The following is a 19,251-nucleotide window of genomic DNA, read 5'->3' on the forward strand; positions in this document are numbered from 1 at the left end:
TGGACGAAAGAACACAGGATTTTTTAGTAGTTCTATAAAATAAGTAACACCCGTATTCCCAAAAGCCTAAGTAAAGTCAATCCATTGGCAACTGCCACCCTATTGACAGCCTTTTGCAACAATTTCGCATAATCAATCACTTGAGAAAATATTATCATTATGATGAAAACTTAAAGTTTGTTTTTATTATTTTTAATTACAAAAAAATATATATATAAATTTCAATGCATTGATAACGGTAAAATCAATCAAAAACCCGTATATGAAGTCGTAAATTCGTATTCACTTATTCACGTTTATCACATAAAAAAACAAATATTTTAATAAAATTTGGTTACAAATCGTTACAACTTGAATTTATATGCACTATAAATGACTATTAAATCCAAACACTTACCAACCGCCATACCGTTAACAATTGATTTACAAATGACGTGGTCGCAGATAAATTCACTAACCGAGTAGCATCTGAGTCGTAGTTATTCTTATGAAACATAAAATAATAATGATTAACACTAAATTGACCATGGAAGAAGAACATGACAATCAACAGAACCACTAAAATAGCGTTAAGCCTTTCAAGCTTAGCTATTGCGATCTCAGCTGGTGTACAAGCAGCACCACAAGCCCCAGGTTTTGCCGTAGCATTACAAGCACAAACCTCCCCACTGCCAAAGCGTTACATTGTGAAGTTTAAAAACACTGATGCCGCGGCCATCATGTCAGCCAATAGTGTGCAATCAACGAGTGATCTGCAGTCACTCAATGACGCGACAACAGATACGCTACCAACCACAATGAATTATCAGCCACAAATGGCTGAAATCAGTGCCCAACATACCACATTAAATAAAGTACAAGCGAAGGAAATGAAGCGTATCGGCCGCAGTAACAGCTACTCGGTGAAACTCGATGCCAAAGGGATCAATGCATTAAAAACCCGTGCTGATGTGGAATATGTCGAAGAAGATATGCCACGCCGCTTTCTAAGTGAAAGTACGCCTTGGGGCCAAACTTTTGTGGGAGCAACCCAGCTAAGCGATAGCCAAGCGGGCAACCGCACTATTTGTATTATCGACTCAGGCTACGACCGTAGTCACAGCGACTTAGGTGGCAACAATGTCACAGGGACCAATAACTCAGGCACGGGTAACTGGTTTGAGCCGGGCAATAATAACGCCCACGGTACCCACGTTGCGGGGACGATTGCGGCGATTGCCAACAATGATGGCGTGATCGGCGTTATGCCAAATCAAAATGCCAATATTCATGTGATCAAAGTGTTTAATGAATCTGGCTGGGGCTACTCTTCATCCTTAGTCGCTGCCGTAGACACTTGTGTCACCAACGGCGCCAATGTTGTCACTATGAGTTTAGGTGGTTCAGGTTCTAGCACCACTGAGCGTAACGCTCTGGCCGCCCACTATAATAATGGTGTTCTCCTGATTGCTGCTGCGGGTAACGATGGGAATAGCACTCACAGCTACCCAGCATCCTACGATGGCGTCATGTCTGTCGCCTCTGTGGATAGCCATAAAGACCACTCAGCATTCTCCCAATACACCAACCAAGTGGAAATATCTGGCCCTGGTGAAGCCGTTCTATCGACTGTTACCCGTGGCGAAGGCCGTTTAGCCGATATCACTATCGGCAATCAGTCTTACTTTGACTCAGGTGTCGTACCGCACAATCGCCTGATACCTTCTGGTAGCAGCTATGTCCCCGCACCATTTAACGGTACCAGCACTGCAACTTTGGCAGAATGTACCGTTAGCGGCACAAGCTTCAACTGCGGCAACATGACCAATAAGATTTGTTTAGTGGAACGTGTTGGTAATCAAGGCACTAGCTACCCTGAAATTAACGCAGCTAAAGCCTGTAAGAATGCAGGTGCCAGTGCGACGATTGTTTACAGTAACGCGGCATTACCCGGCTTACAAAACCCCTTCCTTGTCGATGCTAACAACGAAATCAATATGGTTTCTGTATCTGTTGATCGTGCAACAGGTTTAGCACTGCGCAATCAACTGGGCGCGACAGTCACTGTCAGCAACCAAGGCAATAAAGATTACGAGTACTACAATGGTACATCAATGGCGACACCGCATGTGTCAGGTGTTGCGACCTTAGTGTGGAGCTACCACCCAGAATGTAGTGCGGCGCAAGTCCGTAACGCATTGAAAATGACTGCAGAAGATCTTGGTACTGCAGGTCGTGACAACTACTATGGCTATGGTTTAGTTAATGCAGTTGCAGCAAAAGCCTTCCTAGACGCATCTTGTACTGGTCCAACGGATCCTGTCGATCCAACCGAACCGGGCGATAGTGTTCTGGTGAACGGTGTGGCGAAAACAGGTTTAGCAGGCGCAACAGGTGAAGAATTACATTTTTCATTTGAGGTTCCAGCAGGTGCAACTAACCTAGGCTTTGTGATGAACGGTGGCACAGGTGATGCGGACTTGTATGTGCAATATGGCGCGGCGCCAACCACCACTAATTACGATTGCCGTCCGTATAAAAGTGGCAATAGTGAGTCTTGTCCAATCACCAACGTACAATCAGGCACTTACTATGCTATGGTGAAAGGCGATTCGGCTTTCACTGGTGTGTCGTTAACGGCGAACTACACAGCGTCTAATGGCGGCGGTACGCCAACGAGCTATACCAATGCTGATAACTATAATATTCCTGATAACAAAGCGGCGGGGATCACTAGCCCAATCACGGTTACTCGCACAGGTGATTCAGGTACTGTGACTGCAGTCGTGAACATAGTCCACCCTTACATTGGTGACTTAAAAGTGCAGCTGATCAGCCCTTCAGGAAAAACGGTTACCCTGCATAACAACACAGGTCTTGGTGCAGACAATATCAACAAGAGCTATACCGCAGATATGACAGGTGCGAATTCGAACGGCGTATGGAAGTTAAAAGCCGTAGACAGTGGCCGTGGTGATGCTGGCTATATCGATAGCTGGGAACTGAGCTTCAAATAAATCAAAATCGATACTCTTACTGATACTTAAAAGTGATAAACGGAAAGAGCCTGCAATTGCAGGCTCTTTTTTTACAAAACATGTTATTCAATATCTTTGAGAATTTCAGGCTCAATCAACACGCTGGTTTCATTATCCGATAACCAAATTTGGCCTTCACTAATCGAAACTTGCAATGCCATATTACGCCCAACAAAGGCTTCCATCGCCGTGACGGACTCTTCGGCAATATTCCACACTTTTAAATTCTGATAACGCTCTAACGCTTGCTGATTCTGTTTCCACCAAATCGGTACACTGCGACCACCATAGGTAAAGAGCTGCACGACTTTGGCACGGCCGCTGGCCTTTCGCAGCCATTTTTCATCGGCCTGACCAAACTCAACCCACAGATCAATTTCACCGGATAGGGTTTTGTCCCATAGCTCTGGCTCGTCATCGACGCACAGACCTTTACTAAAACTTAAGGTTTCGCTGGCATTCACAATAAACGCGAGTAAACGCACCATCATGCGGCCATCGGTTTCGGAAGGATGCTGTGCAAGCGTCAATTGATGGTCTTGGTAATAATTCCGATCCATATCGGCTATCTGTAAATTGACTTTAAACACGGTCGCCTTGAGGGCCATAGTCATCCTAAATGCAGAGTGAAATCCTGAAACAGCGAAATCCTAAAATAAGGCTGCCGAGTCTACCTGAGACTCGGCATTAGCTCAAACGAACAATAGAATACGCCCATGAAATCGAACATAAAGTGCAATCGAACAAAAGGTTAAATCGAACCCAAGGCTGAATCGGTAAGAAATTAAATCGCACCGGGTCGCAGATGTTTAGCCATGGGGAAATGGGCTTTCAACAAGCTGATTTTTTGCGTATCCGCTACCAGTAGCATGCGCGTACCCAGCTCATACTGTTGACTCAACTCACTGAAAGCGGGTAAAAAACCGCGATCTGCGTCGCGGCGAACAAGTTCAGCGAGTTCAACGCTTAAATCACCTTGGCTGTATATACAATCGAGGCGCTGCAATAGCGGCATGGCGGCGAGCGGCAGTAAGTCCACAGAGGTTGCATCATCCAACAAAAGGATTTCGCCGCGGCAGACTAAGTTATTAAACGCATTATGGTAATGCTCAGTGGTACGACTATCGAAACGGTCGCCATTGGTATCGAAAAAACGCTCCCAAAATAAGCGGCGTTTCGAGGTTGAATCGAGTTTATCTTGTACTTCGACGCGTCTATCGGCGACAAAATCGAATAACGGTTTGAGTGACTGCGGTAGGCTAGATTCTAAACGCGAGCGAATCGTGCGTGCAAATACTGGTGCAGCGCCCGCAGTGCTGATCGCGACCACTAAACGACCTCTATCCACAATAGAAGGAGTGATAAAGCGGCAAAAGGCGGGATTATCAACAGCATTAACCCAGATACCACGCGCAGTAGCTAAGGTCGCTAACTCGGCATTAAGACTGTCGTTTGCCGTAGCTAAATACACTAAATCATAATTTTGAATGTCGGCATGGACAACTTCACGCTGGGATAACAAAATGCGGCCAGCATCTGCATAACGTTGCACTTCAGGGTTCACCTCTGGCGCTACCACGTGGATATTGGCTTCAGTACGTGTCAGCAGTGCTAACTTACGGCTCGCCACATCGCCCGCCCCCACCAGTAGAACATTCAAATTAACCGTATCGACAAACAAGGGAAAATATTGCATTAGATGAGATCCTGAACGCTTAGTCCTGCACGACTGGCAGTTGACGCTGTACCCAGCCCTTATAGCCACCAATCATAGATGCAACGTGGGTGTAACCCATAAGTTGCAGATTATGGGCAGCCAAGGCGGAGCGCGCACCACCCGCGCAGTAGAGTAATATGGGTGTATTTTTATCGGGGAAACGCGCTTCGATATCACGCTCTAAAATACCCCGGCTTAAATGTTTCGCTTGGGGTAAATGATCTTGCAGCCACTCACGATCCTCACGCACATCAACAAGGTGCCAGCGGTCATCGGCCTGATAAGCTTCGATTGTCACTTCGGTGATATTAGGCAGAATAGCGTCAACAAGGGCGGAAAATGCATTGGGATGCTGCATCACTAACTCCTAGATAAGATATTGAATGACATGATGAATGTCCGCTTATCAGCAAAGTGTAATCTTCTCATCCTGCAGACGCAATCTTTCAGCCTCACCGCAAAGCTGAGAAGGTTGCCAGTGAAAGGCTAGTTGTGGCTTTCGCTGCGCTCTGAGCTACATTGCCAGCAAAGCTCAAAACTGCCTTCATTAGTCTCATGGCATTGCACACACTGCCATTGCGGACTTTCAACATCCAACGCATTCAATTGAACTTGTGCCGACGCGTATTGGGACTCACCTACCCATAACTCGACGTTTTGCATCCCAGTAGGGAGTTCACCAATGCCGCCTAATAACGCTTCACCTCTGAGTTCAACATGAATGCCACAGGCCTCCAATAAACCTTTCCATGTGTGGGCCTGCAATAAATTACCACCAGCAACTAACACTTTACGTTCTTCCATGCGACATCCTACGGCTACAACTCTCTAGAATATGGGTTGCCGACATCCTACTGCTAAATAGCCGAGGCTGTCGAGCGCTGATTTTTACATCAGTTGTTAAATAAATTAACATTCACCTTTTACAGCATAACTGACTATAACTTTGTGAGTTTGCTAGCAGAATGTCAGATATGCCTCAAAATTGATGCAAAAAAAAGCCACCTCATAGGTGGCTTTTTAACTCGAAATTAACCTTTAAGGCATCATAGGAGGTTGGTCTGCGCCTTCTTTCTCAATCTCAACTGGCATCATGTGTTCACGATTGATACCCAGTTTAACGGCCAAGAAGCTCGCCACATAGATAGAGGAATAAGTACCCACAAAAATCCCCAACAGCAATGCAGTCGCAAAGCCATGGATCATAGTGCCGCCCTTAAGGAACAAGGCCACAACAGTCACCAAAGTCGTGCCCGTTGTAATAATGGTACGGCTCATCGTTTGAGTGATTGAAATGTTAACTATTTCTTCAGGATCGCTCTTACGCATCTTAAGGAAGTTCTCACGGATACGGTCAAATACCACAATAGTATCGTTAAGTGAGTAACCCACCACCGTCAACAAGCCCGCCAATACGGTCAAGTCAAATTCCAATTGGAATAACGAAAACACCCCTAAGGTCACGATGACATCGTGCGCCAGTGCTGCTACAGAACCAAACGCTAAGCGCCATTCGAAACGAAACGACACATAGATCATGATACAAATCAGCGCAACTAATACCGCCAATGCACCTTGCTCTGCCAGTTCTTTACCCACTTGTGGGCCAACAAACTCAACACGCTTCTGCTGCACTTGTGGGTCAACTTTCTGCGCGGCTTCCATGACAGACTTAACCTGCACATCGCTCTTAACGCCTTCTTTCACCTGTAAACGTACAAGTACGTCACGGCTAGAACCGAAGTTTTGCACGATCGCACCTTCGGAATCTGGCGTCGTCAGTTGCACACGCAGCGCATTCAAATCAACCGGCTGAGTAAACTCCATTTCAACAACAGTACCGCCAGTGAAATCAAGACCCCAGTTAACACCATTAGTTGCGAGCGATACCAGCGAGCACAGCACTAACACTGCCGACATAATGCTAATAGGCAGTGCATGGCGGAGGAAGTTTACTGTATGTTTTAAGGATAAAACTTCAATCATTGTCACTTCCCCTTAGATAGACAGAGTCTTCACGCGCTTACCACCCCAAATCGCGTTAACGATTGAGCGAGTACCCACGATGGCGGTAAACATAGAAGTCGCAATACCTATCATTAAGGTCACAGCGAAGCCTTTAATCGCACCAGTACCTACGGCAAACAAAATGAGCGCAGTGATGAAGGTGGTGATGTTCGCATCGGCGATAGTTGAGAAAGCATTACCATAACCTTCATGGATTGCCTGCTGTACGCTACGTCCTGCACGAAGCTCTTCACGAATACGCTCATAAATCAGCACGTTGCCGTCAACCGCCATACCGACCGTCAACACCATACCGGCAATACCGGGTAGGGTTAACACAGCGCCAGGGATCATAGACATCACGCCCACAACCATGACTAAGTTTGCAGTTAAAGCCAGGTTAGCAATAAGCCCAAAGCTACGGTAGTAAACCAACATAAAGAGTAAGACAACTGCCATACCCCATACCATAGCTTGCACACCGCTTTGAATGTTTTCAGCACCTAAGCTTGGACCAATGGTACGTTCTTCAACAATTGATACAGGAGCAATCAAGGCACCCGCACGCAGTAATAGCGCAAGGTTTTGTGCTTCACCATGACTTAAGCCAGTGATCACAAAGTTACGGCCTAAACGGGCTTGAATAGTAGCAACCGAAATTACTTCTTCAATTTTCAGCATCTTAACGCTGCCATCGGCATTGCGATCACCACTGTCTTTATACTCGATGAACAAAGTCGCCATAGGCTTGCCTATGTTGTCTTTGGTCACGTCAGAGAAAATGGTACCACCTTTAGCGTCGAGGTTGATACTGACCTGAGGACGACTGTACTGGTCAAAGCTAGGTTGTGCGCCAGTGATATGATCACCCGTCAACATCACTTCTTTCTTCAATATCACAGTGCCACCTTCGCGGCGCTGATACACTTCAGAACCCGCAGGTACACGACCTGATTGCGCAGCATTCGGATCGGCTTTGTCATCCACCATGTGAAATTCAATTGATGCGGTTGCACCTAAGATTTCCTTAGCACGAGCCGTATCTTGCACACCTGGCAACTCAACGATAATGCGCTCGGCGCCTTGACGTTGTACTACAGGCTCAGCCACACCTAACTCATTAACACGGTTACGAATTGTGGTAATGTTTTGTTGCAGTGCTTCTTCTTTAATCTGCTTTAGATAAGCTTCACTCATCACAGCTTGCAGCGCGAAATCTTCGCCACGGCTAGCGTCGGTGAACACCATATCTTGATTGCGAGTCTTAAGAAAACGCTCGGCAGTCGCTAAGTTTTCAGCATCACGGAACTTGATTTCAATTCCAGTGGCATTAACACGAATACCAGCATAACGAATGGTTTCTTCACGTAATTGTGAACGGAAATCAGCGACTTTAGCTTCTTCCATCTTACGAATCGCTTCGCCCATGTCCACTTCCATGAGGAAATGCACACCACCGCGAAGGTCAAGACCAAGCTTCATTGGGCTACCACCCATGGACTCAAGCCACTTAGGCGTCGCAGGCGCTAAGTTAAGTGCCACAGTAAACTTGTCACCTAAACTGTCAGCAATGATTTCTTTCGCCAGTAGCTGTTGATCCGCATTTTGCAAACGGACTAACAACTGACCTTTTTCAAGCTCAGAGCGCTTTACCGCAATGCTCTTACTGGCTAACAGCTCGTTCACACTGGCTTGGGTAGATGCTGTTACTTCAGCACCTCGAGTCGCCACCACTTGCACCGCGTGATCTTCACCAAAAAGGTTAGGTACGGCATAGAAACAACCTATGGCGATGACGAGCATCACCATAATGTTTTTCCACATTGGGTATTTATTTAACACGCCTGAGCCCTCTTGGCTTACAACGACTGGATAGAGCCCTTAGGCAATACAGCTGCAATATAGTCTTTTTTGATCGTGATTTGTGTTGTGTCGTTCAAGCTCAGTAACACGTAATCGCTTTCGTCGCTGATTTTTGCAATCTTGCCTAAAATCCCACCACTGGTTAACACTTCATCGCCTTTGCCTAATGAAGACATCAGATTTTTGTGCTCTTTAACGCGTTTTGATTGCGGACGGAAAATCATGAAATAGAAAATCAGGCCGAAAATCGCCAGCATGAAAATCAGTTCCATCGTGCCGCCACCTTGTGGTGCGCCGGCAGCGCTTGCATATGCATTTGAAATAAACATAGTTTTTCTCTTCTTATTAGCAAAAAATCAATCGACTAACTCTGGTACTTCGCGACCTTGACTGGTATAGAAGTCCGCCACAAAGGCGTCTAATGTACCCGTCTCAATCGCACCGCGCAAACCTTCCATTAACATTTGATAGTATCTCAAGTTGTGAATGGTGTTTAAACGCGCACCCAGAATCTCATTACAACGATCTAAGTGGTAAAGATACGCCCGTGAATAATTTTTACAGGTATAACAATCACACTTAGTATCAAGTGGTGACGTGTCATCTCTATGACGCGCATTGCGTATTTTGATCACACCTTCACTCGTAAACAGATGACCGTTGCGGGCATTACGGGTTGGCATCACACAGTCAAACATGTCAACACCACGACGTACACCTTCAACTAAATCTTCTGGTTTACCGACCCCCATCAGATAGCGAGGTTTGTCTGCAGGAATTTGCGGGCAAATATGCTCAAGAATGCGATGCATATCTGCTTTAGGCTCACCTACGGCCAAACCACCGACGGCATAACCGTCGAAACCAATATCGACTAAGCCTTTTAAGCTTTCGTCGCGTAAATCTTCATACACACCGCCCTGAATAATACCGAAGAGTGAGTTAGGGTTCTCTAAACGGTCAAATTCATCACGCGAACGTCTCGCCCAACGCAAAGACATCTGCATTGACTTGCGCGCTTCATCTTCGGTGGCAGGATACGGGGTACATTCGTCAAAAATCATCACCACATCACTACCCAATGCATCTTGAATTTGCATTGATTTTTCAGGATCTAAGAAGATTTTTTCACCATTAATGGGCGAACGGAAATGTACACCTTCTTCGGTGATCTTACGGATATCGCCAAGACTAAACACTTGGAAACCGCCCGAGTCCGTTAAAATAGGACGCTGCCAGTTCATAAAGTCATGCAAGTCACCGTGCTTACGCATGATTTCTTCGCCTGGGCGCAACCATAAATGGAAAGTGTTACCGAGCAAAATATCCGCGCCAGTGGCACGTACTTCTTCCGGTGTCATGCCTTTCACTGTGCCGTAGGTTCCTACCGGCATAAAAGCGGGGGTTTCTACTGTGCCACGATCAAAAATTAACCGACCACGGCGCGCACGCCCGTCGGTAGTGTCTAATTCAAATTTCATAATTCACCTCGCCAGATAAACAGTCTGACTACATTTTTAATGGCTAATGCCATTTTGATTAACAATAGAGATGGGGACAGCGTTAAAAGGTTCAATCTTTTAACGAAAAAAATTGCCGCACAATCTCACTTTGGGCGGCTATTTTAAAACAAAATCTTGGTCTAGTGGGCTTTTTTCGTCACAAACATCGCATCGCCATAGCTAAAGAAGCGATATTTTTGCGTGATAGCATGTTGATACGCCGCCATAACATGATCAAAACCGGCAAAAGCACTCACTAACATGATCAAAGTTGATTCAGGTAGATGAAAATTTGTCACCATAGCATCGACCACTTGGAATTCATAACCTGGGTAAATAAAGATATCAGTATCGCCGCTAAAAGCTTTGAGTTCGCCAAGGCTTGCGCGTGCCGCACTTTCTAAGGAGCGCACTGACGTCGTCCCTACGGCCACCACACGTTTACCCGCAGCTTTGGTTTGCGCGATTAAATCAACCACTTCCTGCGGTACATTCGCCCACTCGGAATGCATCTTGTGTTCAAGAATGGTATCGACACGCACTGGCTGAAATGTTCCCGCGCCCACATGCAAGGTCACAAACGCGACATTCACGCCCTTGGCTTTTAATGCATCGAGCATGGCATCGTCAAAATGTAAACCCGCCGTTGGCGCGGCAACTGCACCAGGGTTTTGGTTATACACAGTTTGATAGCGCTCTTTGTCGGCATCTTCATCGGGTCTATCGATATAAGGAGGCAAAGGCATGTGCCCTACTGCTTCAAGCACTTCTAAGATGGTTAACTCGGATAACAACTCAAGTTCAAACAAAGTATCGTGACGGGCGACCATCTTCATCTGATAGCCACCGTCGAGATGAATTAACGAATCCACTTTAGGGGATTTAGAGCTACGAACGTGGGCGAGGATGCGCTTATCATCGAGCATACGCTCAACTAAAATTTCTAACTTACCGCCACTGGCCTTTTGACCAAACATGCGCGCGGGGATCACTCGGGTATTGTTGAACACCATTAAATCGCCGGGATTAATCATCCCCAGCAGATCGGTAAACTGTTTGTCGCCTAACGCACCAGAGTTGCCGTCTAAGGTTAACAGACGGGATGCATTACGCTGCGCCATAGGATAACGAGCGATCAGCTCATCGGGGAGATCGAAAGAAAAGTCTGCAACGCGCATATTGGCCTCTAGATAGCTTAGAACGGCGGCTAGTCTATGGTTAGAGGCCAATAAGATCAAGATTACTTATTGCCAGTGTCCACTTCTTGCTCGGGTTCCACTGGATTGATGCCATCTTGGGGCAGATTGTCATCGGTATCGAATTTTAGCCGCGAGCGACTAAAGTCATCCATGCTGAAACGGTGTTGTTCAAAGGGGATTTCTATTAGCACTTTTTTGCGCTTCTGCTGCTCGTCTTTACCGAGCATTTTGGTGAACCAGTTCCACATCATCCATGATCCTAAAAAAGGTTATTGATTTTATTTCACTTTTCCCTTATCGATTACTATGTCAACGTTGAAGTCAGCCATAATTATTTACGGCGAATCAAATGTCATTATCAATAAAAAGTGAAAAAATACTGCATTTTTAGCTTCGGCGCTTTCCTAAGCGCGCTTGTGCATGATACCGTGAACCGACGTGGTTAACCAAGCACAAATAATGAACTTTCTTACACACTTACATCTCGCCGACATCAGTAAAACCCACCTTGCTGCCAACGTAGCAGGTAACTATATTCAAGCGCCAATTGCACAAGCTCCAATTGAGTTACGCCAAGCTTTATGGCTAAACCAAGAGATTAATACCCTTTGCGCCAGCCATGAATTGACGATTGAATTAATGGAAGCTTTCCCTGCGCCCTTAAGAAGCATAGCAGCAGAACTCATGGCGGTGAGTTTCGATCACTATTTAGCTTACTATTGGGAAGAATATCACCACCAACCCTTGGATGAATTCAGTAGCAAGGCCTATGACGCGTTAGATTCTTTCGCCACGCAAGGCGTTGATCCATACCATCCAGAGGCATTATTTACACTCTTGCCCACAATGCGCAGCGCCGATTGGCTAGGCAGCTACACCACCGAAAAAGGATTACAACAAGCCTTAGCACAGGTGGCCAAACAGCATCCGCAAGCCGCACTGTTTAAAGATGCCCATAAAGTCGTCAATAAAATGCAGATAGAAATCGAAACCGCGTTCCGCACTTTTTATCCGCAGCTGATGGCTTATACCCGTATTTGGAGCCGTAAGACACCTACAGAATATTTGCCCTCCCCCCTCTAAGAATAAGCAAGCATGAGATTATGCTGTGTGCCAGCGTAAATTTTGCTAGTATTGCCGCGCAAAAATGAGGACAAGATGCAGATATTTGATTACCAGCCCCCAGCAGTTCCTTGGCTAGACATACGCTATAAAGATAGAGATCTGATTATCATCAATAAACCTTCGGGATTATTGTCTAATCCGGGTCGAGCGGCTCACACCTTCGATTGCGCGTTAACCCGCTTACAAGCCCTTTATCCAGAAACGATTTTAGTGCATAGGCTCGACTGCGCGACCTCGGGCATTATGGTGTTCGCCCGTAATAAAAAAGCGGAATCGCATTTAAAAACACAGTTTCAAGATAGACAGAGTAAGAAAGTCTATATTGCCGAAGTGATGGGACATGTGCTGCAAGAACAGGGGATTATTGACCTCGCGATAGTGCCAGACACTGAACATCCGCCCTATCAAAAAACGCTACAGGCGGGAGAGACTGGCGGCAAAAGCGCCCTCACTCACTACCGTGTATTAGAGCGCCGAGAAAACAGCACCTTAGTCGAGCTTTCGCCAGAAACAGGCCGCACCCATCAATTGCGTGTGCATATGCTTGCCCTAGGCCATGCGATTTTGGGTGATGAGTTTTATGGTGATGCCGAGGTTATCAAGGCCAGACCGCGTTTATGTTTACATGCACAAAGCTTAAGTTTGACCCATCCCTATTCGGGTAAACCGCTGTTTTTTAGCAGCAAACATCCATTTACTGAATAACTTAAGCCACTCGCTACAATTCCATAAAAGCAAAAGGTCGCGACTTAGCTCTTAGCTATCGTGCGACCTTAGTTATTTACGGATTCGACTGTCGTCGTTTAAGCGACACGTATACCTTGACCAAAATAGACATCAGCCGCTAATTTTTCTGCTTGGAAATAACAGCCCTGCTCATTACAAAATTGTAATTGCTGCGACGATGTCACGATAAAGAATTCACCAAAGAAATTGCCGCCAACATCTTCCAGCTTATGGCCCTCAGGAGTTTGCGTCATATAGACTTCATCTAAACTATGGCAGCCATCACTAAACCAAGTTTCTAAAAAATATTTATCGTCTTCTTTATAGAGGGTAATTTTGTCCCCCAATAAAGGACGCCCATCTAACCAACGACCTATAATTTCACGATTTTGCATATCTGTCTCCCGCCAATGAAGGCGACGGCGTTTTTCAATCCCAGACATCCTGATATCCTTATGCAATACCCAATCACCTAAAGTGAATGTCAGTTGTGGTAGTACATTAAGCATAGAACCCATTTAACTCTTTACTCCCCACAGCAGCAAATTACTTCAAATCGCCCGTCAAATGTAACTTTTTGGTTAATTTAAATTTGCTAAATGTTTAAAATATAAAAGATAAATACCTTTGACTAATTAATCGGCAGTGTAGCTCAATCTAAAAATAAAAACGCGATCTTTATCACTATTTACTTATCGCTAAAGTAAAGGCAGCTAAAAGACTTATCTAGCGAGCTGAATAAAAACACCGCGCTGTATAGACGTCGATAAAATGAGAACGGCAGCCAAACAGACCAACTGGCAATGTCAGCAAAAGTCCAATAAATCCCCTCTATATTACTAACTGCCCTCATAACATCCTTGCTAACCGTTATGCGTCAAGTTGAAGAGTTTGTATGGCACTTAGTCACAAGCGCCAATATATTTTCCATTGCCAACGAGTTTCGACTTGATTTTCATTGACTCTTCAGAGGTGGTCACTTCAAGCTTAGAAGTGAACGTTTTCCCATTGAAACGCATTTCACCCACTGTTTTAGATGCACCATCAGGGCTAGTGCATGATGTTTCAAACACCATCTTGTTAGCACTGATCCAATTGCTGTTGGTTTGGCATTCTTCGCCTTCATTTTCTTCAGGCTCTAAATCAAGTGCAGAGGCGATGTCATTTATGCATTCAGTTTCCGTGTAATCAGGCCTTTTGGCCATGCTCCGCATCATTTTCTCCATTTCAGGAGGTGCGTCTATTTCTACTATTTCGGATTTCCAAGTGGTTTCCCATAAACCCGGTTTGAAGTCATAGTTTTCAGCGTGAAGATGAGTTGATGCCACTATGAGTCCAGTTAACATCACTTTAGTAATTAGGTGGGTCATTTATTATTCCTTTAATTAATGAAAAACAAGTAAGGTTTTAGTGCCTAGCGCCCAAATTTAGCACGCAAAGTCGTGCTGCGGGTTGAGGTCGCAGCCAGCAATTTTGCTGGCTTTAACATTTGTTTTTAGGGGCGACAACCATCTTAATCGTCCGACCCACTATAAACATCTAAACTTAAAACAATTCTACGTTGACCAAGTGCCAGCATGATTTCAGGTGACAAGCTCAAACCATCATTCCAGTTGCCCATAAACAAGCCGCAGAACATGTCAACTTTGTAGCTTTGGTAAAGCTTTTCCCATATCGCTAAGTCACTTGTTAGCTGGGATAAAATTGCTCCAATCTGCGCGTTTAGGTCTTCTGGCTCTCTCTTTTTAGCCTGAAAATGCCAGCTACCCGTTTTGGCAATCCGCACTTTTCCACTGGTTTTGCTGACATCTTCATCACCTTTCTTTTTACTTTTAGTTGCTGTACCACCAAGTAAATTTGATACGTCTTCAGGTATCAAATCATCCCCGAAGATCCGAAGAGTGGCTTGTGAATATTCAAATGCACCCATAAAAGGCCCTAATGCTGAGCTAAAAAGCGCCAATGCAGCGTAGCGTTGGCGTCCATAGAAAAATAAAAACGCACACACTTAACTATTTGTATTAACTAGAAGTTATCAGCTTTCTACCGCTTTTCATATACAAGAATCCATCAGAAAGACACGCATGCGCGTTTTCCAGACCAATTATCCTAAAACGGTAGCCTGTAAGTGTTTAATTTTAAATATTTTTAGATTTAGATGTTTGAGATAACACGCACGTGTATTGACAGAAAGCACTCACAAACAAGCAATTTAGATACAATTGTATCTCTTCCAGTTTCTACGACTCTTGTTGAAGAGTTAAGCACAAGGGGGCTGTAGCGTTATTTCTACAAATCTAGAACTCAATCCTTTGGTATGAATATGCTCCATATATTGCCCACTTTCGTTTTTTAGTTTGGTTTGATCATATTGATGAACTCGCAACAAAAATAACTCAAGAAATTGTTTTTTTAAAATTTTTACATAACCCCGTAACGTACGCATTTCATATATCAAATGGACTTATAGGAGCTTGTTACATCTTTTATTGCCAATTTTAATAGGGTTTCTGATATAACCCATAAGTGAATTACCGCACAAATAAGACCAAGTGATATTTCAATATCCCTACAAAACAAAAATAAAGCAGGAAGCGCTATGCATAACATTCATCGTCGTCACTTTCTTAAAGCAGCGGGTGCCGCTACCGCCGGACTCGTCACAGCCAATATTGCCCTCAACGCCTACGCCAGTAGTGTCGCCCCTAAACCGCAAGCGGGTAAATCCGTTATCGGACTCATAGCACCCAAGATGGACGTGGTTCGAGTTGGCTTTATCGGTGTTGGCGAGCGGGGTTTTAGCCATGTCGAGCAATTCTGTCATTTAGAAGGCGTTGAACTTAAAGCCATTTGTGATACTCACACAGCGGTGCTGGACAGAGCCGTGGATCATATCGTTAAACAGAATCGGCCAAAACCGGCTGTCTATACTGGTAATGACCTGAGCTATCGCGATCTGTTGAGCCGCGATGATATTGATATTGTGATCATTTCTACTCCATGGGAATGGCACGCACCTATGGCGATAGAGACGATGGAAAGCGGTAAACATGCCTTTGTCGAAGTACCGTTAGCACTCACAGTAGAGGAATGCTGGCAAATTGTGGATACCGCCGAACGCACTCAGAAAAACTGCATGATGATGGAAAACGTCAACTACGGCCGTGAAGAACTTATGGTACTCAACATGGTGCGCCAAGGCGTGTTTGGTGAGTTGCTCCACGGTGAAGCCGCTTATATCCACGAGCTACGTTGGCAGATGAAGGAAATAGACCATAAGACGGGCTCATGGCGGACTTATTGGCATACCAAGCGCAACGGTAACTTGTACCCGACCCACGGTTTAGGACCAGTTTCCCAGTATATGAACATCAACCGCGGTGATAGATTTGATTATCTAACCTCGATGAGTTCGCCCGCTCTTGGCCGTGCGCTCTATGCTAAACGTGAATTCCCCGCCGATCATGAGCGTAATCAGCTCAAGTACATCAATGGGGATATCAATACCAGTCTGATTAAGACCGTTAAGGGCCGGACCATCATGGTGCAGCATGACACTACGAGCCCAAGACCTTACAGTCGCCACAATTTAATCCAAGGGACAAATGGCGTGTTTGCGGGTTTCCCGAATCGTATCGCCGTCGAAAATGGTGGCTTTGGTCAAAGTTACCACGAGTGGGATATGGACATGCAAAAGTGGTATGACAAATATGATCACCCTCTGTGGCAACGAATAGGCAAAGAAGCTGAGATTAACGGCGGCCACGGCGGCATGGATTTTGTGATGTTATGGCGCATGATTTATTGCCTGCGCAATGGCGAGGCCTTAGATCAGGATGTGTACGATGGCGCGTCTTGGTCGGTGGTGAATATCTTAAGTGAACATTCACTCAATGACCGCAGTAACTCAGTCACCTTCCCAGATTTTACCCGCGGCGCATGGCAAACGGCCAAACCCTTAGGGATTGTCGGCGCTTAAGCAGCGGCTTTCGCCAAACTCATCATTTTGATGGGTTCACCATAAGGATAAGTGCCTCGGCCTTATCCTTTTTCTTTTCTTAAATGAAGCTTAGAGATGCCCACACCATCAATAGCAATAAGGGACAAGCAATTAGGGGCAACAAACTCATGATAAGAAACCAACTATAAACGCTAATAGTAGCCAATTTCTTTGATTTTCAAAGAAAAATCACCACTCTGCTGGGCACCAATCACTAGCCCTAGACTACAGACTTGGCTTAAATCTATTGCCACTCGGGAAATCGGTTTACCCCGACATTGGGGCAAGAAGTCACTGAAGGGAATTTCTATCCGCTGCCAATTCAAGACTCTAGCGCCACTCACGCCAAACGTTTGATGACTGGGCGCGGGCATAGGCGCTTGATAAACCGTACTTTGGGGTGTGTCGACGTCCTTTAAATTCACTTTATAGTCTTTAGGTCGGTCGCCATCGAGTTCGACATAGATCCCAGTAAATCCACTGACATCTATAGGGCTAAACTCACAACGCACTGAAGCAAACCCGCCGCCATTTGCCAGCGACACATGGCCACTAAACTCACCATAGCCTAAAGGTGACACCGTCATCTTACTGCGGGACAAACCGCCCATCACAGTGTCATTTATTCCATACCAAGGCTTTGCTGCATCTAGCACTTTAAAATCAAAAAAGATCATAACGACTCCCATAAAAAAAGCAGCCACCTAAGTGACTGCTTCCATAATACTTTTCAATACGAATAACAGCCCTCGTTAACGCAGTTTAGCTTTATTATCAGCGGCTTCACAAGCCGCAGCGGTAAAGATAACGTCAGTAGAGCTGTTCAATGCGGTTTCGGCTGCATCTTGAACCACACCAATAATAAAGCCGACAGCGACTACTTGCATGGCGACATCATTAGAAATACCAAACAAGCTACAAGCCAGTGGGATCAACAGTAATGAACCACCCGCCACACCCGAGGCGCCGCAAGCCGAAATAGCGGCTACAACGCTCAATAACAATGCGGTGAGTAAATCGACTTGAATGCCCAAGGTATGCGCCGCAGCTAAGGTCAATACCGTAATAGTGATCGCCGCGCCGCCCATATTGATGGTGGCACCTAAGGGAATAGAGACTGAATAAGTGTCTTCATGCAGATTTAATTTTTCACACAGCGCCATATTCACCGGAATATTCGCCGCACTCGAGCGGGTAAAAAATGCAGTCACGCCACTTTCACGCAGACAACGAAATACCAACGGATAGGGATTACGTTTAATCTTCATGTAAACAATTAAAGGATTAACGATTAAGGCAATAATAGCCATCGCACCTAATAACACAGCCAATAACTGCGCATAACCCGCAATTGCGGCAAAACCGGTTTCAGCAAACGTCGCAGCAACTAAACCAAAAATACCAATAGGTGCTAAACGAATAATGAAATGCACCATTTGCGAAATGCCGTGGCTCATGTCGGCAAATACTTGCTTAGTAGAATCGCTAGCATGATGTAAGGCTAAACCTAAACCCACACCCCAAGCAAGAATACCAATATAGTTGCCCGTCATTAACGCATTCACTGGATTATCAACCAGTTTAAATAATAAGGTATGGATTACTTCACCAATACCTTGTGGAGGACTTGTGCCTTCCACACCAGCAACCAAAACTAAAGTCGTGGGGAAAATAGAGCTTAAAATCACAGCAGTTAACGCCGCGGCAAAGGTCCCCAATAAATACAGGATCACAATTGGGCGCATATTGGTTTGCGTATTTTTCTTTTGATTGGCAATCGATGATGCAACTAAGATAAATACCAGTATTGGAGCAATCGCTTTTAGTGCTCCAACGAATAAACTGCCTAAGAAGGCGATATCTTTTGCGCTATCGGGTGAAAAACTCGCTAACACCACACCAGCGATAATCCCTAATAAGATTTGTAATACGAGACTGCCATTAGCCAACTTAGCTAATAATGATGATTCTTGTTTCATGGTTTAACCTGTCGTTATTATATTTCGGTTGAGATCCCCAACGCGCACCTTCGGAAATGAGGCCAATAAGGTTTTTATAGGATGTGACTAGACTTGTCTAGTTTTGCGGGGAAATA

General features: G+C 45.2%; 19 protein-coding genes. 4 read left to right on the plus strand and 15 right to left on the minus strand.

Going from position 1 to position 19,251, the window contains the following annotated elements; translation table 11 throughout:
• Positions 1–539: 539 nt before the first annotated feature.
• Positions 540–2,996: a S8 family serine peptidase gene (locus L5M11_RS00105; RefSeq protein WP_263163436.1), complete on the plus strand. Its 2,457-nt coding sequence runs from the start codon at positions 540–542 to the stop codon at positions 2,994–2,996.
• Positions 2,997–3,079: 83 nt separating this feature from the next.
• Here the strand turns inward: L5M11_RS00105 and L5M11_RS00110 are convergent, their stop codons facing one another.
• The 10 genes from L5M11_RS00110 to L5M11_RS00155 all read right to left on the minus strand — a co-directional run bounded on the left by L5M11_RS00110 (position 3,080) and on the right by L5M11_RS00155 (position 11,556).
• Complete coding sequence (locus L5M11_RS00110; RefSeq protein ID WP_113941666.1) at positions 3,080–3,625, minus strand: YaeQ family protein; 546 nt, start codon at positions 3,623–3,625, stop codon at positions 3,080–3,082.
• 176 nt (positions 3,626–3,801) lie between these two features.
• Positions 3,802–4,713, minus strand: coding sequence for a bifunctional precorrin-2 dehydrogenase/sirohydrochlorin ferrochelatase (locus L5M11_RS00115; protein ID WP_263190944.1), 912 nt, complete (start codon positions 4,711–4,713; stop codon positions 3,802–3,804).
• Positions 4,714–4,732: 19 nt separating this feature from the next.
• On the minus strand, positions 4,733–5,092 hold the full coding sequence (locus L5M11_RS00120; RefSeq protein ID WP_131523169.1) for a rhodanese-like domain-containing protein: 360 nt from the start codon (positions 5,090–5,092) through the stop codon (positions 4,733–4,735).
• Positions 5,093–5,220: 128 nt separating this feature from the next.
• Positions 5,221–5,538: a DUF2007 domain-containing protein gene (locus L5M11_RS00125; RefSeq protein ID WP_028761071.1), complete on the minus strand. Its 318-nt coding sequence runs from the start codon at positions 5,536–5,538 to the stop codon at positions 5,221–5,223.
• Positions 5,539–5,772: 234 nt separating this feature from the next.
• A complete protein-coding gene (gene secF / locus L5M11_RS00130) occupies positions 5,773–6,720 on the minus strand; it encodes a protein translocase subunit SecF (RefSeq protein ID WP_263163440.1) in 948 nt (315 codons plus the stop codon).
• A gap of 12 nt (positions 6,721–6,732) precedes the next feature.
• A complete protein-coding gene (gene secD / locus L5M11_RS00135; RefSeq protein ID WP_263190945.1) occupies positions 6,733–8,583 on the minus strand; it encodes a protein translocase subunit SecD in 1,851 nt (616 codons plus the stop codon).
• 17 nt (positions 8,584–8,600) lie between these two features.
• On the minus strand, positions 8,601–8,933 hold the full coding sequence (gene yajC, locus L5M11_RS00140; RefSeq protein WP_007649452.1) for a preprotein translocase subunit YajC: 333 nt from the start codon (positions 8,931–8,933) through the stop codon (positions 8,601–8,603).
• Positions 8,934–8,960: 27 nt separating this feature from the next.
• On the minus strand, positions 8,961–10,085 hold the full coding sequence (gene tgt / locus L5M11_RS00145) for a tRNA guanosine(34) transglycosylase Tgt (RefSeq protein WP_006082277.1): 1,125 nt from the start codon (positions 10,083–10,085) through the stop codon (positions 8,961–8,963).
• Between the two features lie 161 nt (positions 10,086–10,246).
• Positions 10,247–11,284: a tRNA preQ1(34) S-adenosylmethionine ribosyltransferase-isomerase QueA gene (gene queA / locus L5M11_RS00150; protein WP_263163443.1), complete on the minus strand. Its 1,038-nt coding sequence runs from the start codon at positions 11,282–11,284 to the stop codon at positions 10,247–10,249.
• Positions 11,285–11,346: 62 nt separating this feature from the next.
• Positions 11,347–11,556, minus strand: a complete 210-nt coding sequence (locus L5M11_RS00155; RefSeq protein WP_263163444.1) for a hypothetical protein — start codon at positions 11,554–11,556, stop codon at positions 11,347–11,349.
• A 208-nt stretch (positions 11,557–11,764) separates the two neighbouring features.
• Here L5M11_RS00155 and L5M11_RS00160 point away from each other — a divergent pair, with 208 nt between their 5' ends.
• Positions 11,765–12,388: an acyl carrier protein phosphodiesterase gene (locus L5M11_RS00160; protein ID WP_263190946.1), complete on the plus strand. Its 624-nt coding sequence runs from the start codon at positions 11,765–11,767 to the stop codon at positions 12,386–12,388.
• Between the two features lie 75 nt (positions 12,389–12,463).
• Positions 12,464–13,135 (plus strand): RluA family pseudouridine synthase, encoded by a 672-nt coding sequence (locus L5M11_RS00165; protein ID WP_263190947.1) that lies wholly within the window; start codon positions 12,464–12,466, stop codon positions 13,133–13,135.
• A 98-nt stretch (positions 13,136–13,233) separates the two neighbouring features.
• On the opposite strand, the gene L5M11_RS00170 is transcribed toward L5M11_RS00165, so the two are convergent.
• The 3 genes from L5M11_RS00170 to L5M11_RS00180 all read right to left on the minus strand — a co-directional run bounded on the left by L5M11_RS00170 (position 13,234) and on the right by L5M11_RS00180 (position 15,086).
• Positions 13,234–13,674, minus strand: a complete 441-nt coding sequence (locus L5M11_RS00170; RefSeq protein WP_263190949.1) for a hypothetical protein — start codon at positions 13,672–13,674, stop codon at positions 13,234–13,236.
• 384 nt (positions 13,675–14,058) lie between these two features.
• Positions 14,059–14,526 carry a DUF3617 domain-containing protein gene (locus tag L5M11_RS00175; protein WP_263190951.1) on the minus strand — a complete coding sequence of 156 codons (468 nt, stop codon included), beginning with the start codon at positions 14,524–14,526 and terminating at the stop codon, positions 14,059–14,061.
• A gap of 143 nt (positions 14,527–14,669) precedes the next feature.
• Positions 14,670–15,086: a DUF4279 domain-containing protein gene (locus L5M11_RS00180; RefSeq protein WP_263177990.1), complete on the minus strand. Its 417-nt coding sequence runs from the start codon at positions 15,084–15,086 to the stop codon at positions 14,670–14,672.
• A gap of 669 nt (positions 15,087–15,755) precedes the next feature.
• Here L5M11_RS00180 and L5M11_RS00185 point away from each other — a divergent pair.
• On the plus strand, positions 15,756–17,135 hold the full coding sequence (locus tag L5M11_RS00185; RefSeq protein WP_263190953.1) for a Gfo/Idh/MocA family oxidoreductase: 1,380 nt from the start codon (positions 15,756–15,758) through the stop codon (positions 17,133–17,135).
• Between the two features lie 173 nt (positions 17,136–17,308).
• Here L5M11_RS00185 and L5M11_RS00190 read toward each other — a convergent pair whose 3' ends face one another.
• Together L5M11_RS00190 and sstT are read right to left on the minus strand one after the other, a co-directional pair.
• Positions 17,309–17,833 carry a CIA30 family protein gene (locus tag L5M11_RS00190; RefSeq protein ID WP_263166662.1) on the minus strand — a complete coding sequence of 175 codons (525 nt, stop codon included), beginning with the start codon at positions 17,831–17,833 and terminating at the stop codon, positions 17,309–17,311.
• A 75-nt stretch (positions 17,834–17,908) separates the two neighbouring features.
• A complete protein-coding gene (gene sstT / locus L5M11_RS00195) occupies positions 17,909–19,135 on the minus strand; it encodes a serine/threonine transporter SstT (protein ID WP_263190954.1) in 1,227 nt (408 codons plus the stop codon).
• Positions 19,136–19,251: the final 116 nt, after the last annotated feature.

Origin of the sequence: Shewanella sp. SM87 (genome assembly GCF_025653705.1) — a bacterium.
Lineage (GTDB): Bacteria > Pseudomonadota > Gammaproteobacteria > Enterobacterales > Shewanellaceae > Shewanella > Shewanella oncorhynchi.

What these genes read in the sequence shown, in the direction of transcription:
- L5M11_RS00185 (WP_263190953.1), top strand. Translation starts at nt 15,756, where the DNA reads ATGCATAACATTCATCGTCGTCACTTTCTTAAAGCAGCGGGTGCCGCT.
- L5M11_RS00105 (WP_263163436.1), top strand. Translation starts at nt 540, where the DNA reads ATGACAATCAACAGAACCACTAAAATAGCGTTAAGCCTTTCAAGCTTA.
- secF (WP_263163440.1), bottom strand. Translation starts at nt 6,720, where the DNA reads ATGATTGAAGTTTTATCCTTAAAACATACAGTAAACTTCCTCCGCCAT.
- L5M11_RS00155 (WP_263163444.1), bottom strand. Translation starts at nt 11,556, where the DNA reads ATGATGTGGAACTGGTTCACCAAAATGCTCGGTAAAGACGAGCAGCAG.
- L5M11_RS00115 (WP_263190944.1), bottom strand. Translation starts at nt 4,713, where the DNA reads ATGCAATATTTTCCCTTGTTTGTCGATACGGTTAATTTGAATGTTCTA.
- L5M11_RS00170 (WP_263190949.1), bottom strand. Translation starts at nt 13,674, where the DNA reads ATGGGTTCTATGCTTAATGTACTACCACAACTGACATTCACTTTAGGT.
- L5M11_RS00125 (WP_028761071.1), bottom strand. Translation starts at nt 5,538, where the DNA reads ATGGAAGAACGTAAAGTGTTAGTTGCTGGTGGTAATTTATTGCAGGCC.
- L5M11_RS00110 (WP_113941666.1), bottom strand. Translation starts at nt 3,625, where the DNA reads ATGGCCCTCAAGGCGACCGTGTTTAAAGTCAATTTACAGATAGCCGAT.
- L5M11_RS00175 (WP_263190951.1), bottom strand. Translation starts at nt 14,526, where the DNA reads ATGACCCACCTAATTACTAAAGTGATGTTAACTGGACTCATAGTGGCA.
- L5M11_RS00120 (WP_131523169.1), bottom strand. Translation starts at nt 5,092, where the DNA reads ATGCAGCATCCCAATGCATTTTCCGCCCTTGTTGACGCTATTCTGCCT.
- L5M11_RS00165 (WP_263190947.1), top strand. Translation starts at nt 12,464, where the DNA reads ATGCAGATATTTGATTACCAGCCCCCAGCAGTTCCTTGGCTAGACATA.
- L5M11_RS00160 (WP_263190946.1), top strand. Translation starts at nt 11,765, where the DNA reads ATGAACTTTCTTACACACTTACATCTCGCCGACATCAGTAAAACCCAC.
- queA (WP_263163443.1), bottom strand. Translation starts at nt 11,284, where the DNA reads ATGCGCGTTGCAGACTTTTCTTTCGATCTCCCCGATGAGCTGATCGCT.
- L5M11_RS00180 (WP_263177990.1), bottom strand. Translation starts at nt 15,086, where the DNA reads ATGGGTGCATTTGAATATTCACAAGCCACTCTTCGGATCTTCGGGGAT.
- yajC (WP_007649452.1), bottom strand. Translation starts at nt 8,933, where the DNA reads ATGTTTATTTCAAATGCATATGCAAGCGCTGCCGGCGCACCACAAGGT.
- tgt (WP_006082277.1), bottom strand. Translation starts at nt 10,085, where the DNA reads ATGAAATTTGAATTAGACACTACCGACGGGCGTGCGCGCCGTGGTCGG.
- sstT (WP_263190954.1), bottom strand. Translation starts at nt 19,135, where the DNA reads ATGAAACAAGAATCATCATTATTAGCTAAGTTGGCTAATGGCAGTCTC.
- L5M11_RS00190 (WP_263166662.1), bottom strand. Translation starts at nt 17,833, where the DNA reads ATGATCTTTTTTGATTTTAAAGTGCTAGATGCAGCAAAGCCTTGGTAT.